General features: G+C 61.0%; 10 protein-coding genes and 1 pseudogene. 5 read left to right on the top strand and 6 right to left on the bottom strand.

The window, feature by feature from the left end:
• Together QD409_RS34015 and QD409_RS34010 are read right to left on the bottom strand one after the other, a co-directional pair.
• On the bottom strand, positions 1 to 229 hold a 229-nt coding region (locus tag QD409_RS34015), incomplete at its 3' end, for a transposase (RefSeq protein ID WP_430764893.1).
• A gap of 103 nt (positions 230 to 332) precedes the next feature.
• On the bottom strand, positions 333 to 1,355 hold the full coding sequence (locus tag QD409_RS34010; RefSeq protein ID WP_092850831.1) for a bile acid:sodium symporter family protein: 1,023 nt from the start codon (positions 1,353 to 1,355) through the stop codon (positions 333 to 335).
• 111 nt (positions 1,356 to 1,466) lie between these two features.
• On the opposite strand from QD409_RS34010, the gene QD409_RS34005 reads away from it, so the two are divergent.
• Entirely contained in the window at positions 1,467 to 2,339 is an 873-nt protein-coding gene (locus QD409_RS34005) for a LysR substrate-binding domain-containing protein (protein WP_092850826.1), read from the top strand.
• A 39-nt stretch (positions 2,340 to 2,378) separates the two neighbouring features.
• On the opposite strand, the gene QD409_RS34000 is transcribed toward QD409_RS34005, so the two are convergent.
• On the bottom strand, positions 2,379 to 3,425 hold the full coding sequence (locus tag QD409_RS34000; protein WP_092850824.1) for a threonine aldolase family protein: 1,047 nt from the start codon (positions 3,423 to 3,425) through the stop codon (positions 2,379 to 2,381).
• A gap of 565 nt (positions 3,426 to 3,990) precedes the next feature.
• Between QD409_RS34000 and gltB the strand changes: the two genes are divergently transcribed.
• Complete coding sequence (gene gltB, locus QD409_RS33995) at positions 3,991 to 8,715, top strand: glutamate synthase large subunit (protein ID WP_430764892.1); 4,725 nt, start codon at positions 3,991 to 3,993, stop codon at positions 8,713 to 8,715.
• 178 nt (positions 8,716 to 8,893) lie between these two features.
• On the top strand, positions 8,894 to 10,348 hold the full coding sequence (locus QD409_RS33990) for a glutamate synthase subunit beta (RefSeq protein WP_092850820.1): 1,455 nt from the start codon (positions 8,894 to 8,896) through the stop codon (positions 10,346 to 10,348).
• Positions 10,349 to 10,412: 64 nt separating this feature from the next.
• Here the strand turns inward: QD409_RS33990 and QD409_RS33985 are convergent, their stop codons facing one another.
• From QD409_RS33985 to QD409_RS33975, 3 genes are all read right to left on the bottom strand, one after another.
• Complete coding sequence (locus QD409_RS33985; protein ID WP_092850818.1) at positions 10,413 to 11,162, bottom strand: aminoacyl--tRNA ligase-related protein; 750 nt, start codon at positions 11,160 to 11,162, stop codon at positions 10,413 to 10,415.
• A gap of 238 nt (positions 11,163 to 11,400) precedes the next feature.
• Positions 11,401 to 12,591: a DUF459 domain-containing protein gene (locus QD409_RS33980; RefSeq protein ID WP_092850851.1), complete on the bottom strand. Its 1,191-nt coding sequence runs from the start codon at positions 12,589 to 12,591 to the stop codon at positions 11,401 to 11,403.
• Between the two features lie 82 nt (positions 12,592 to 12,673).
• Positions 12,674 to 13,897, bottom strand: a complete 1,224-nt coding sequence (locus tag QD409_RS33975; protein WP_430764891.1) for a lytic murein transglycosylase — start codon at positions 13,895 to 13,897, stop codon at positions 12,674 to 12,676.
• 202 nt (positions 13,898 to 14,099) lie between these two features.
• Between QD409_RS33975 and galU the strand changes: the two genes are divergently transcribed.
• Together galU and QD409_RS33965 are read left to right on the top strand one after the other, a co-directional pair.
• On the top strand, positions 14,100 to 14,987 hold the full coding sequence (gene galU, locus QD409_RS33970) for a UTP--glucose-1-phosphate uridylyltransferase GalU (protein WP_092850814.1): 888 nt from the start codon (positions 14,100 to 14,102) through the stop codon (positions 14,985 to 14,987).
• A gap of 101 nt (positions 14,988 to 15,088) precedes the next feature.
• A pseudogene (locus QD409_RS33965) lies at positions 15,089 to 15,266 on the top strand (IS5/IS1182 family transposase); the annotation flags it as partial.

Raw genomic sequence — 15,266 nt, 5'->3', positions numbered from 1 at the left:
GTTCCGAGCGGATGCCGAAAAGATAACCGATGAACAGCGCCTTGAACATCAATGTCGGATCGAGCGGCGGCCGGCCGTTGTCGGCGCAATACAATCCCGCAACGCGATCATGGATGAAAGTAAAGTCGATCACCGCATCGATCTTGCGAAGCAGATGATCTCTCGGCACCAGGCTGTCGAGCATCACCATCTCGAGAGCCGTCTGTTCGGCAGCAGGTTTCTTCAACATGTCCCATTGAATCAAAAACCTCCGGCCAAAGCCAGAGGTTTGTCAGCAGTCTGAGCGGCGCCCAATCGGGCGCCGCTTTTGTTTTACCGGGATATCGAAGGGCTCAGGCGGCGTTGGTCGCTTCGCCCGATTTTCCCCCTGCCTGTGCTTTGGCAGCCTCGCGCCGCTTGGCGGCATCGGCATATTTCTGTGCCAGCACCGCGCAGGTCATCAGCTGGATCTGGTGGAATAGCATGAGCGGCAGCACGATGGCGCCGATGCCTTGGCCGGCGAAGATGACATTGGCCATCGGCACGCCGCTCGCCAGCGACTTTTTGGAGCCGCAGAAGGTGATGGTGATTTCGTCGGCCTTCGAAAAACCGAGGGCACGGCTGCCGAACATGGTAATGCAGAGCACCGTTGCGAGAAGAACCATGTTGGCAACGATCACCGTGGCGATATCGATCACCGAGAAGGTGTGCCACAGACCCTCGACCACGGCTTCGCTGAAGGCCGAATAGACGACCATGAGGATCGAGCCGCGGTCGACCGGCATCAGGATCTTCTTCTTCGAGCGGATCCAGCCGCCGATCCATGGCTGCAGCAATTGGCCGGCGATGAAGGGGGCGAGCAGCTGCAGCATGATCTGCCACAGGACATCCCAGGAAAAGCCGCCCTGGCCGCCGACTGAAAACAGGATGCCGACGAGCAGCGGCGTCAGGAACATTCCGAAGATGTTCGAAGCGGAGGCGGAGCAGATGGCGGCCGGCACGTTGCCGCCTGCGATGGAAGTGAAGGCGATGGAGGACTGTACGGTCGAGGGCAGAACGCTCAGGAACAGCAGGCCGGTGTAGAGCGACACGGGCAGGATGCTGTTGGGAACGATCTGGCCCAAGGCCAGGACCAGCAGCGGGAAGATGCCGAAGGTCGTCAGCAGGATGACGAGGTGCAGCCGCCAATGCAGCAGGCCGGCGATGACGACATCGCGCGACAGGCGCGCACCATGCAGGAAGAACAGAAGGCCGATGGCAAAGTTCGTGGCGATGCCGAAATAGTGGGCACTCACGCCATGCACGGGAAAGAAGGATGCCGTCACGACGGTGAGCACCAGCAGCATGGTGAAGGTGTCTGGAAGAAAGCGGCGCATCGTGCCAACCCCAATCGCATTTGCAAGTCTTGATGAATTAGGTCTTGCAGATAGACCTATCGCGATCCACGATGCAAGAAATAACAGTTATCGTGAAATAGGATAAGCGCGATGCTAGACTTCACACAATTGCGCAGTTTCGTTGCCGTCGAACAGCTGGGCAGCTTTACGCTGGCGGCAGAACGGCTCGGGCTCGGGCAATCCACAGTCAGCCAGCACATACAGCGGCTGGAAACGGAGCTTGGCCGGAAGCTGCTGGCGCGCGACACCCATCGCGTCGTCCTGACCGCCGACGGCGAGGCGTTGCTCGGGCATGCCCGCCAAATATTGTCGATCGAAGGGGAGGTGCGCCAGCTCTTCGCCGGTAACAGCCTGCGCGGCAGCCTTCGGCTCGGCGTTTCCGAGGATTTCGTCACCAGCCAGCTTCCGGACGTGCTGGAGGAATTCGTTCGTTCGCATCCGTCGGTCGATCTCGAATTGACGGTCGCGCTCAGCGGCACGCTTTATGAAATGCAGGACAATGGCGATCTCGATCTGGTGCTGGCCAAGCGCCGGCTCGGCGATATCAGGGGAACGCTCGTCTATCGCGAGCCGCTGGTCTGGCTGGCGCGCGATCCGGAGCGTATCCGCAGGCTCGAATCGCCGCTACCATTGATCGCCTTTCCCGTGCCGAGTGTCACCCGTGCCGTTGCACTGGAGGCGCTACGCCGGCAGCAGATGCCGTGGCGGATCGTCTGTACCTGTGGCAGCCTCAGCGGACTGACGGCCGCGGCGCGCGCCGGCATGGGCGTTCTCGTTCAGCCCAAGAGCATGGCGCCTGCCGGATTGATGGAGATTGCGCCGGGATGGCTGCCGGCTCTGGAAGACGTCGAATTCGTGCTCGTGCCGCGCAAGGGCGCGGATCAGCTTCTTGTCAAAGCTTTGTCGGAGGACATTCTGGCCAAGGTGAGGGGGCCGCGGTCCGAGACGCTGCATCTGCCCTGACGGACTGATGCGGCGCTCTTTTTTACCCGTAATAGGTCATTAGCCCAGGCAGGCGAGGAAGTTCGCCACATCGGCTTCGGTTGTGGCGAAGCTGGTCACGAGACGGATCAGCGTTTCATCATCGCCGACCAGATCCGGCTGCGATTCCGAGATCGGCCATTCGTAGAATTTGGCCCCCTTGTCCTCGGCGGCCTTAGAGGCTGATTTCGGTATGATCGCGAAAACCTCGTTCGAGATCGTCGGCCAGGCAGCGCGGGCGCCACGGGTCTTTTCGATGCCGGCGCGCAGGCGATCGGCCATGCCGTTAGAATGGCGGGCCAGATCGAGCCAGAGACCATCCTGGAAATAGCCGTCGAACTGGGCGGCGATAAAGCGCGACTTGGAGAAAAGCTGTGCGGCGCGCTTGCGGATGAAGTGCATCTCTTTTGCTTGCTCGGGATCGAAGATGACGATCGCCTCGGCGCACCAGCAGCCGTTCTTGGTGCCGCCGAAGGAAAGAATGTCGACGCCGCGCTTCCAGGTCATCTCAGCTGGGCTGACGCCGAGCGCGACCAGGGCGTTGGCGAAACGCGCACCATCCATATGCAGCGGCAGGCCGTTCGCCTTGGCCACAGCGGCGACGGCGTCGATCTCGTCGAGCGAATAGACCGTACCGATTTCCGTCGCCTGCGTGATCGTCACGGCAGCGGCGCGACCGTGATGCACCGCATCCTGCGGGAAACGGGCAATCTTGGCGGCAAGCGCCTGAGGGTCAATCTTGCCGGCTGCGCCCTTGACCGTCGCCAGCCGCGCGGAGCTGAAGAAATCCGGTGAACCGCATTCGTCTTCTGCGACATGTGCCTCGCTATGGCAAAAGGTGATGCCGCCCGGTTTCTGGACGCTGGCGAGCGACAGCGAATTGGCGGCAGAGCCCGTCGCGACGAAGAAGACTGCAACCTCACGCTCGAAGATTTCGCTGAACTTGGCTTCGACCTTTTGGTCCAGGTCGCTCAAGCCATAGGCAGTGGCAAAGCCTCCTGACTCGGCAAGGAGACGTTCAGCGATCTTGGAGTGGGCGCCGGCCCAGTTATCGGAGGCAAAAAACATGGAAATGCACCAATTAAAAAGAGTGAACTGCGCGTGGCATAAATAGGGTCGGCCGGACATTAAGCCAATGCAAAAACCTATCAAGAGCAAGAACTTGAAGAACCCATCACAGAAATTGATCTGCGCAATCAACAAATAAAATGATGCGCCGCAGCGAAACTTTATTGCTCGATTTATGCAGCATAGGCAATCTTCCGTCTCTCCTTGACGAAATTTTGCCGTTTTGCTCTTGCGAAGGAAGAAGCTTTCTGGCATAGAACTGATGAATTAGGACAGGGTTGCTGTCCTATTTTGGCTGCCGAAGCCGAAGATGTGCCAGAGGGTCCTGACGATGTCGGGATTTCGGGCTATAATTGCCGGGAGCATGTCCTTAACGCCTCCGAGGCGCCGGGCAGGGCGACGGTGGAATAGCAAGGCGCGGAACGCTGACGACAGGCTCCATAGCGGGGCCATGGTTCGCGGCCGGATCTTCACAATGCAACAGAGCTGTCGCGCGTCGGCGCCGGAAACGGACCGCGCGAGACGAAGGAGCGCCCGCGAGGCGGGCCTTACCGGAGGGAAGACGATGACGAACAGGAAGACGTTCACGAGTTTTGACCAGACCGCTGTAGCCAATGCTGCAGCGACGGCCAAGACGTCGAAACGCGCCGTCGGCATCCCGCCGAAACAAGGCCTCTACGATCCGCGCAACGAGCATGACGCCTGCGGCGTCGGCTTCGTCGCGCATATGAAGGGCCGCAAGTCGCATCAGATCGTGCGCGAAGGCCTGTTCATTCTCGAGAACCTGACGCATCGCGGTGCCGTCGGCGCTGACCCGCTGATGGGCGACGGCGCGGGCATCCTCGTGCAGATCCCCGACCGTTTCTTCCGCGAGGAGATGGCCAAGCAGGGCGTCATCCTGCCGAAGGCGGGCGAATATGGCGTCGGCCATTTCTTCCTGCCCCGCGACGAGGCGCTGATCGAGCATTTCAAGACCGCCATCAAGCAGGTCGTTGTCGAGGAAGGCCAGGTTCTGCTCGGCTTCCGCGATGTGCCTGTTGATAACTCATCGCTGTCGAAGGCGCCTGACATTGCTGCCACCGAGCCGCATCATGTGCAGGTCTTCATCGGCGCCGGTCGCGATGCCGGCACGAACGAGGAGTTCGAGCGCCGTCTTTTCACCCTGCGCAAGGTGATCTCCAACCGCATCTATGCGGAATACGAGGGTGAGGAGAGCAGCTTCTATCCCGTGTCGCTGTCGAGCTCGACCATCGTCTACAAGGGCATGTTCCTCGCCTATCAGGTCGGTGCCTATTATAAGGACTTGTCTGACCCGCGCTTCGAAACGGCGGTTGCTCTCGTGCACCAGCGTTTCTCGACCAACACCTTCCCGTCGTGGAAGCTGGCGCATCCGTACCGCATGGTCGCGCACAACGGCGAAATCAACACGCTGCGCGGCAACGTCAACTGGATGGCTGCCCGCCAGGCGTCGGTATCCTCGCCACTCTTCGGCGAAGATATCTCCAAGCTCTGGCCGATCTCCTATGAAGGACAGTCGGATACGGCCTGTTTTGACAACGCGCTCGAATTCCTCGTGCGCGGCGGCTATTCCATGGCGCATGCCATGATGATGCTCATCCCTGAGGCATGGGCCGGCAATCAGCTGATGGCTGCCGAGCGCAAGGCATTCTACGAGTATCACGCCGCCCTGATGGAGCCGTGGGATGGCCCAGCCGCTGTCGCCTTCACCGACGGCAAGCAGATCGGCGCGACGCTCGACCGCAACGGCCTGCGTCCGGCCCGCTATCTCGTTACCAACGACGATCGCATCATCATGGCCTCCGAGGCCGGTGTTCTGCCTGTTGACGAAGAGAAGATCATCCAGAAGTGGCGTCTGCAGCCAGGCAAGATGCTGCTGATCGATATGGAAAAGGGTCGCATCATCTCCGACGACGAGGTGAAGTCGGAACTGTCAAGCAAGCATCCCTACCAGAGCTGGCTCAAGCGCACGCAGCTGATTCTCGAGGATCTGAAGCCGGTGGAACCGCGGGCGCTGCGCCGCGACGTGTCGCTGCTCGACCGCCAGCAGGCTTTTGGCTATACGCTTGAAGATACCAAGCTCCTGATGTCGCCGATGGCGACGACAGGGCAGGAGGCTGTCGGCTCCATGGGGACCGATACGCCGATCTCCGCCATGTCCGACAAGCCGAAGCTGCTCTACACCTACTTCAAGCAGAACTTCGCGCAGGTGACGAACCCGCCGATCGATCCGATCCGCGAGGAGCTCGTCATGAGCCTCGTCTCCTTCATCGGCCCGCGCCCGAACCTGCTCGACCATACCGGCATGGCCAATGCCAAGCGCCTGGAAGTGCGCCAGCCGATCCTGACCAACGGCGATCTCGAAAAGATCCGCTCGATCGGTCACACCGAGGATCGCTTCGACACCAAGACGCTCGACTTCACCTATGATGTCGAACGTGGCGCCGAAGGCATGCCCGAGATGCTCGACCGTCTCTGCGAACGGGCGGAAGCCGCCGTCCGCGGCGGCTACAACATCATCGTGCTTTCCGACCGTCAGATCGGACCGGACCGTATCGCCATCCCGGCGCTGCTGGCGACGGCGGCCGTGCATCATCACCTGATCCGCAAGGGTCTGCGCACCTCGGTCGGTCTCGTCGTCGAAACCGGCGAGCCGCGCGAAGTGCACCATTTTTGCCTGCTGGCCGGCTACGGTGCGGAAGCGATCAACCCCTATATGGCCTTCGACACGCTGCTCGACATGCATCAGCGCGGCGAATTCCCGAAGGAAGTGGACGCGTCGGAAGTCGTGTACCGCTACATCAAGGCGGTCGGTAAGGGCATCCTCAAGGTCATGTCGAAGATGGGTATCTCGACCTATCAGTCCTACTGCGGCGCGCAGATCTTCGATGCGATCGGCCTGCAGCAGGAACTGGTCGACAAGTACTTCTTCGGCACGGCGACGATGATCGAAGGTATTGGTCTCGATACGATCGCCGAGGAAACCGTCGCGCGTCACAACTCTGCTTTCGGCCGTGATCCGCTGCTGGCGAGCACGCTCGACATCGGCGGCGAGTATGCCTACCGCATGCGCGGCGAAAGTCATGCCTGGACGCCAGATGCGGTGGCCGCCCTTCAGCATGCCGTACGCGGCAATGCCGAGGATCGCTATCGCGAATTCTCGGAAATGGTCAATGATTCAGCGCTTCGCATGAACACCATCCGCGGTCTCTTCACGATCAAGGGCGCGGAAGCGCTCGGCCGCAAGCCGATCTCGGTCGACCAGGTCGAGCCGGCGGTCGATATCGTCAAGCGTTTCTCGACGGGCGCCATGTCCTTCGGCTCGATCAGCCGCGAGGCGCACACGACGCTGGCGATCGCCATGAACCGCATCGGCGGCAAGTCGAACACTGGCGAAGGCGGCGAGGAGTCCGACCGTTATATGCCGCTCGTCGACGGTTCGCCGAACCCGGAACGTTCCGCCATCAAGCAGATCGCGTCTGGCCGCTTCGGCGTGACGACGGAATATCTGGTCAATGCCGATGTGCTGCAGATCAAGGTGGCCCAGGGCGCCAAGCCCGGCGAAGGCGGCCAGCTGCCCGGCCACAAGGTTGATGCGACGGTTGCCAAGACCCGGCACTCGACGCCGGGCGTCGGCCTGATCTCGCCGCCGCCGCACCATGACATCTATTCGATCGAAGATCTGGCACAGTTGATCTTCGACCTGAAGAACGTCAACCCGACCTCGGATGTATCGGTCAAGCTCGTCTCGGAAGTCGGCGTCGGCACGGTTGCCGCCGGTGTCGCCAAGGCGCGTGCCGATCATATCACCGTATCGGGCTATGACGGCGGCACCGGCGCTTCGCCGCTGACCTCGCTGAAGCATGCTGGCTCGCCTTGGGAAATCGGCCTTGCCGAAACCCAGCAGACGCTGGTGCTGAACGGGCTGCGTTCGCGCATCGCCCTGCAGGTGGACGGTGGCCTCAAGACCGGCCGCGACGTCATCATCGGCGCGCTGCTGGGTGCGGACGAGTTCGGCTTTGCCACCGCGCCGCTGATTGCAGCCGGCTGCATCATGATGCGCAAGTGCCACCTGAACACCTGTCCAGTCGGTGTCGCCACCCAGGATCCGGTGCTGCGCAAGCGCTTCAAGGGTGCGCCGGAGCATGTCATCAACTACTTCTTCTTCGTTGCCGAAGAAGTGCGCGAGATCCTTGCCTCGCTTGGCGTTGCCAAGCTGGACGACATCGTCGGCGCTTCCGAGCTTCTGGAAAAGGACGACATGCTCGCCCACTGGAAGGCCAAGGGCCTCGACTTTAGCCGTATCTTCCACAAGGTCGATGCGCCGAAGGAAGAGACCTATTGGACGACCGTGCAAAAGCATCCGATCGACGACATTCTCGACCGCAAGCTGATCGAGAAGGCCGAACCTGCCCTGTCTTCGAAGACGCCAGTTGCCTTCGAGGTCGACATCAAGAACGTCGACCGTTCGGCCGGCGCCATGCTTTCGGGCGCGGTTGCCAAGCGCTACGGCCATCGCGGCTTGAAGGATGATACGATCAACGTCACGCTCAAGGGCACCGCCGGCCAGTCGTTCGGCGCATTCCTGGCGCGCGGCGTGACCTTCAACCTCATCGGCGATGGCAACGACTATGTCGGCAAGGGCCTTTCGGGCGGCCGCATCATCGTCCGCCCGCCGGAGAATTCGAAGATTAAGGCCGAACACTCGATCATCGTCGGCAACACCGTGCTTTACGGTGCGACCGAAGGGGAGTGCTACTTCCGCGGCGTCGCGGGCGAGCGCTTTGCGGTCAGAAACTCCGGTGCGGTCGCCATCGTCGAAGGCGTGGGTGATCACGGCTGCGAGTACATGACCGGCGGCGTCGTCGTCGTGCTCGGCGAGACAGGACGTAACTTCGCAGCCGGCATGTCGGGGGGCGTAGCTTATGTGCTCGACGAAATTGGCGATTTCGCCCGTCGCTGCAACATGGCCATGGTCGAGCTGGAGCCGGTTCCCGAAGAGGACGAACTGTTGGAGAAGCTGCATCATCACGGCGGCGACATCATGCACAAGGGGCGTGTGGACGTCTCGGATGACATGACGCGCCATGATGAAGAGCGTCTCTACCAGCTGATTTCGAACCATTTCCACTATACGGGCTCGACGCGAGCCAAGGAGATCCTTGATCACTGGGCCGACTATCGCCCGAAATTCCGCAAGGTCATGCCGGTCGAGTACCGCCGTGCCCTTGAGGAAATGGAGCGCAGTCGCATGAGCGTGGCGGCGGAGTAATCCGCCCCGGCTCGCCAAGCCAGTCGAGGATTTCGCCTCACATTGCGGTCGCTGATCACGGCGATCGCAACTGTCGAATAGCGGAATCGGATTTGAATTAAAGTGCCGGACAGGGCAACGGGATTTACCCTCAGGTACGGGAGCCTCGGCTCCTCTTTTTGAGTGAGGAAACGAAAGCATGGGCAAGGTAACAGGCTTCTTGGAGATCGACCGTCAGGTTGGCAAGTATCAGCCGGCATCGGATCGCATCCGGCATTTCCGCGAATTCACGATCCCCATGTCGGACCAGGAAGTGCAGAAACAGGCAGCGCGCTGCATGGACTGTGGCATTCCCTATTGCCACGGCCCGACCGGCTGCCCGGTGCACAACCAAATTCCGGATTGGAACGATCTCGTCTACAACAACAACTGGGAAGAGGCGATCCGCAACCTGCATTCGACCAACAACTTCCCGGAATTCACCGGCCGCGTCTGCCCCGCACCCTGCGAGGAAGCGTGCACGCTGAACCTCGAGGATGCACCGGTCGCTATCAAGACGGTCGAGCAGGCGATCGCCGACAAGGCCTATGAGCTTGGCTTCATTCGTCCGCAGCCGGCAACGGTGCATACCGGCAAGAAGGTCGCCATCATCGGTTCCGGTCCCGCCGGCATGGCGGCTGCCCAGCAGCTCGGCCGCGCCGGTCATGAGGTTCATCTCTACGAGCGCGAGAGCAAGCCCGGCGGCCTGCTGCGCTACGGCATTCCCGACTTCAAGATGGAGAAGAACTTCATCGACCGCCGCGTCGAACAGATGAAGGGCGAGGGCGTCACCTTTCATTGCGGCGTCAACGTCGGCGTCGACGTCAAGATCGAGCAGCTTCTGGCCGATCATGATGCCGTGCTTTATTGCGGCGGCTCCGAAACCCCGCGCGAGGCCGGCATCCCCGGCGTGGACCTCGCCGGCGTTCATGACGCCATGCCGTATCTCGTGCAGCAGAACCGCCGCGTCGGCCGTGAGAACATTGACAGTGCCGGCTGGTCCGCCGATCCGATCCTGGCAGGCGGCAAGCATATCGTCGTCGTCGGCGGCGGCGATACCGCTTCGGACTGCGTCGGCACGGCATTCCGCCAAGGCGCCGTGAAGGTGACCCAGCTAGACATCCGCCCGCAGCCGCCGGAAAAGGAAGACAAGCTCGCCGTCTGGCCCTTCTGGGCAACGAAAATGCGCACCTCCTCGTCGCAGGCCGAGGGTGCCGTTCGCGAATTCCAGGTCGCGACGCTGGAGTTCATCGGCGAAGACGGCGTGCTGACCGGCGTGAAGTGCTGCGAAGTCGATGAGCGCCGCGAGCCGATCGCCGGTACGGAATTCGTCATCCGCGCCGATCTCGCCTTCATCGCCATCGGCTTCCGCGGTCCCTTCACCGACAGCGTGCTCAAGGAGCTCGATGGCAAGCTGACGCTCAACACCGACCGCCGCGGCTCGACCAACGTCGTCGCCGACGACAAGGACTACAAAACTTCGGTCGACAAGCTCTGGACTGCCGGCGACGTGCGCCGCGGCCAGTCGCTGGTGGTCTGGGCGATCCGCGAGGGGCGTCAGGCGGCCCGCGCGATCGACGAGACCCTGATGGGCTCGACGGTTCTGCCGCGGTAAGCCTGACCGATATTTTTGAGCAGCAATTGGAAAGGCCGGGTTCGCAAGGAACCCGGCCTTTCTCTTATCTGTCTGCAGCGATGTTCCAGTTATAGATGCAGCGATCGAGCCCGATGGCGATCTCGAGCACGGTGACATCATGCTCGGTCGCCGGTCCCTTCCTTGCCTGATTGCGATAACGTTGAGGGAAGTCCGTGCGCCTCGAGATGGAGCAGACCTCTATCCATTTGTCGCCGTTGTCGACCTCTATATCCATCGTGATCTCAGAGTAGGCCGGCAAGCGATCGGACGGAACGATCCTCGTCGGCAGATGGATCACCGAACCGATCATGCGCCGAACCGGCTCCAAGCACGCCGCGTGATAGTCGTTGCCGCTGTCGGCGGTAAAGGCGCATTGGAATTCGAGCTGCCAGAATTCCTTGAGCCGCACATGCTTGCTCGGTTGCTCCTGTTCGCGGCGGTAGGATTTTCCGGCCTGCCAGACACACAAGGGCAGGCGCGTTTTCGAGTGATTTCCGAGAAGATGCTGCATGTAGATATAAGTGGACGGTGTCGTTTCCGGCCGCAGCACGAGTTCGGTGTCGGTCTCCGATATCCGTTCCTGCACCCAAATGTCTGCATTGGAATAGGCATCGGAGACCAGATTTCTCGGCATCAGGGTAGGAGCTTCGACCCTTCGGATATCCCAGGCGGAATTTGCGCATCGCAGAAAGCTGGCGACTTCATCGGAAAAGAACCGGACGAGATCGTCGCGCAGCCGGATGTCTCGCTCTTCCCAGTGAACGAGCGAGTTGACGTTATAGATATTGAGCACGTGCCATTCTCCATGGGCAACGTTGATGTTTTGGAGTGAGGGGCTTTACGTCCAGCAATGGCCGGACGCGCAAAGCCTCCGGTCGTCACGACTGGACGCGGAGACCTCGGCCGGAGAAAGCGCGCAAAACCACGGCCTGCAGGCAGGTGCGGTTAAGATCGATGTGATCTGCACGGTCGGTGCTCATGGCATTTTTCTATTGATAGGCCGCGATGTTGTCAAACGGCATCCGAGGTACTTACCGTGCAACCGATCCTTGCAAGCGGTAATCGTCCACGCGACCTGTGGGAGCGGGGGCCATCTGGCCCTTGTCGACCAGAAGATCTCGCGGCGACGCTGCCGGGGAGGCCGGTGCGGGCGTGTTTCCAAGCAGCTGCGAGCCACCATCGAGCTCGGGGTCGGAGAGGCTCATCGGCGGGGTGCTGGTGACTTTCTCCGGCTCGATCCCGGGCAAGCTCGCCTGCTGCGCCGGCAGCGGGCTACTGGTATCGAGCCGCGTAATATCGGGGCTTGCCTGATTGCCCAGCAGCCGGCGTGCCGGCTTTTCGACATAGAAGGCGATCTTGCGCTTGCCTGCCGCGGTGATGTTGACGCCGTCGGCGGTTCTGAGACGCACCTGCTGGCCGTTGATATCAGAGCCGGTAACGACGAACTCGCCGCTCTGATTGGTGAAGCCGTCCCAGATGTCGACGTATTCTCCACCGACGGCAGCCATCTGGCTTTGATAGAGGTGGTTGAGCTTGACCGCACTCGCCGTCAGCTGGTCCGAGCCGAAAGGCGGCAGGCCGACCCAGAGGAGGGGTATATGGCGGTTCGTCACCAGCTTGGCGAACTGCTGTACACGTTCCTCATAGGCAATAAACCAGGGGTCCGTGCCGTATTTTTCGTTGAGACCGGAACCGATGATGGGCTGGCGGTCATTGGCGCCGAGCATGACGACGACCATTGCCGGCTTCAGCTGATCCATCATTCCGGACAATTGCTGCGGCCAGTTGTAATAGTCCTGGCGGACGAGGCCGGAGGCGACGTTGCCGCGTGATTGAATGACCACGCCCGGTGAGGCGGAAAAGGCGTCTTCCAATCCGGTTCCGAGCCCGCTTGCCAGAAAGTCGCCGACGACGAGGATAGTCTTGGCGTCCGGCAGTTTTTCCGCAGCCGGCGGCGTTTCCGGCTGAACCACCACCGGCTGGCGCGGCGGCGGCGTTGGTCGCTTGCGCGGCTGGCTCTTTCTTCGTGGGGGCGGCTGCTCGGGTTGGTCGGGATAATCCGGTTCGCGGGTGCCGAACAGCATGTCGAGCAGGTTCTTGCGTGGCCGCTCCTGCGCCTCGGCCGCCGGAGACAGGCAGCCGTAGGCGGTGACGGCCGCAAGGAACGCCGTGAAGATGGCCCTCAGGCTTGCCATGGTCGCGCGGGCAGGTCGCTCTATCATCATTTCTTTCCGCTCACGGCCCATGGTGGCATGAGGGCGGCTCCCTCGTCCAGCGATCCCGGATTCGACAGATGGCGGCGGCCTATTTGCGCAGCGCGTTCAAGAGATTCATCGAGGGTTCGCCATCGGCATCCATGCCGATGCGCTGCTGAACCGCAGCGATCGCAGCCTTCGAGCCGGAGCCGAAATTGCCGTCGACGACGCCGTCATAATAGCCGAGTTGCTTCAATCGCGTCTGCAGCTCGAACTTCTGCTGCACGTTCAGCGTGCCGCTCGGACGTGGCCAGGATTGCTGCATGCCGCCATAGCCGGCGATCTGATCGGCAAGCAGGCCGACCGCTAGGGCATAGCTGTCCGATGCGTTGTAGCGTTTGACGGTGAAGAAGTTGCCGGTCATCAGGAAGCCGGGGCCGTTCGGGCCGCCCGGCATCTTCAGCTGTGCGCGGTCGGAGGTCTGGCGGAAGCCCTTGCCGTTGGGGCGTACGAAGCCGAGCGCCGCCCATTGAGCGATGGTGTGCGTCTTGCCGGCCTGAGCGTGGCCGCCGGCGGGCACGACGACTTCGTAGCCCCAGGTACGGCCGGTGTCCCAGCCATTCTTCGCGAGAAGATTGGCTGTCGTCGCCAAGGCGTCCGGAATGGAGTTCCAGATATCGGCATGGCCGCTGCCATCGGCATCAACCGCATAAAGCAGGTAGCTGGTCGGGATGAACTGGGTGTGCCCCATGGCGCCGGCCCAGGAACCGTTCAAATCCTTGCGCGAGATGTCGCCCTTCTGCAGGATCTTCAGCGCGGCGATGAGCTGCTTCTTGGCGTAGCCGGCCCGCTTCGGATCGGCATAGGCAAGCGTCGCCAGCGCGCGCGGCACGTAATGCAGCCGGTCGTTCTTGGCGAGAACGGCGCCATAGTTCGACTCCATCGACCAGATGGCGAGAATGATATTTCGATCCACGCCGAAATGCTGCTCGAGCGCGCGCAGTGTGGACGCGTATTTGACCGCCATCTTCCGGCCAATATCGACCGTATACGGATTAACGCGGGAATCCAGGTAATCCCAGATTTGGGATTTGAATTCCGGTTGATACTGCGCTTTTTCAAGGACTGTGGGGTCGGGGTCCGTCACACCGGCAAATGCATTGCGGTAGGTCGATTGCGTAATGCCGCTCTTTGCGGCGGTCGTATAGAAGCCCGCGATCCATTTTTGGAACCCTGGGTCAGCATTGGCGTTAACGGGAGCAAGTCCCGCGAAGGCACCGAGCGCGAGCGCCAGAGCGAGACCAAGAAGGGAGTGTTTGCGGTTTACGGTCATCGACAGCCTTGTCCATCAATCGTTGGATTTCGGTGCGGCGATGCGCGTAGCATCGGCCCAAGCTTGACACTAAACGAACGAAGTCAACAAATTCTTTACCATGGAAGTGCCGGTCAGTCATTATTTGCAAAACAGTAGCAAATTTAATCTACTGACCTTTAGAATGGCTTGGCGCCAATTATTGAATGCCCAGGAGGTATGAGTGGGACAGCATAAGAAGGTTCGTAAGGCAGTATTTCCGGTCGCAGGACTAGGGACGCGGTTCTTGCCGGCGACCAAGGCGGTGCCGAAGGAAATGCTGACCGTCGTCGATAAGCCGGTGATTCAGTACGTCGTCGACGAGGCGATGGAAGCCGGGATCGAGCATTTCGTATTCGTGACAGGCCGCAGCAAGCACGTCATCGAAGATTATTTCGATATTCAGTTCGAGCTGGAGCATACGCTGCGCCAGCGCAACAAGAATGCCGAGCTGTCGCTGCTGAACGGCCTGCTGCCGAAAGCAGGCACGGCCAGCTTCACCCGCCAGCAGGAGCCGCTCGGTCTTGGCCACGCCGTCTGGTGCGCCCGCGAGATCGTCGGCGACGAGCCTTTCGCGCTGCTGCTGCCAGACATGGTCATGCGAGCCGAAAAGGGCTGCATGAAGGGGATGATCGAGCTTTACGAGCAGAGCGGCGGCAACGTCATCGCCGTTGAGGAATGCGCTCCCGATCAAACCCACAAATACGGCATCGTCGGCGTCGGCGATACGATCGGCAGCGGTTTCCGCATCACGGAAATGGTCGAAAAGCCCGCCAGGGGCACGGCTCCGTCCAACTTTTTCATCAACGGCCGCTACATCCTGCAGCCGGAAATCTTCCGCATCCTGGAGAGCCAAGAGCGCGGCGCCGGCAACGAGATTCAGCTGACCGACGGCATGCTGAAGCTCGCACAGTCTCAGGATTTTGCCGGCTACCACTTCCGGGGCCAGACCTTCGACTGCGGCGCAAAGGATGGATTCATTCTCGCCAACGTCGCGTTTGCTCTTTCGCGCGCGGATATCCGCCCGACCATCGAAGATGAGCTGAAGGGGCTGATCGCTGCTTTGAAGTAAGCTGCCGATTCATCGAAAATGAAAAGTTAGGCCCGGCTATGCCGGGCTCAGATTGCTGACAAACCCCTGGCCTTGGCTGGGGGTTTATGATTCACTGGGACATGTTGAAGAAACCCGCTCCCGAACAGACGGCTCTCGAGATGGTGACGCTCGACAGTCTGGTGCCCCGGGATCACCTGCTTCGCAAGATCGACGCGGTGATCGACTTCTCGTTCATCCATGATCGCGTCGCCGGCCTGTACTGCGCCGACAACGGGCGGCCGCCGCTGGATCCGACCT

Source organism: Rhizobium sp. BR 315 (assembly GCF_050577975.1).
Taxonomy (GTDB): Bacteria; Pseudomonadota; Alphaproteobacteria; order Rhizobiales; family Rhizobiaceae; genus Rhizobium; species Rhizobium miluonense.
This window is presented reverse-complemented; position numbering and strand designations above follow the sequence as displayed.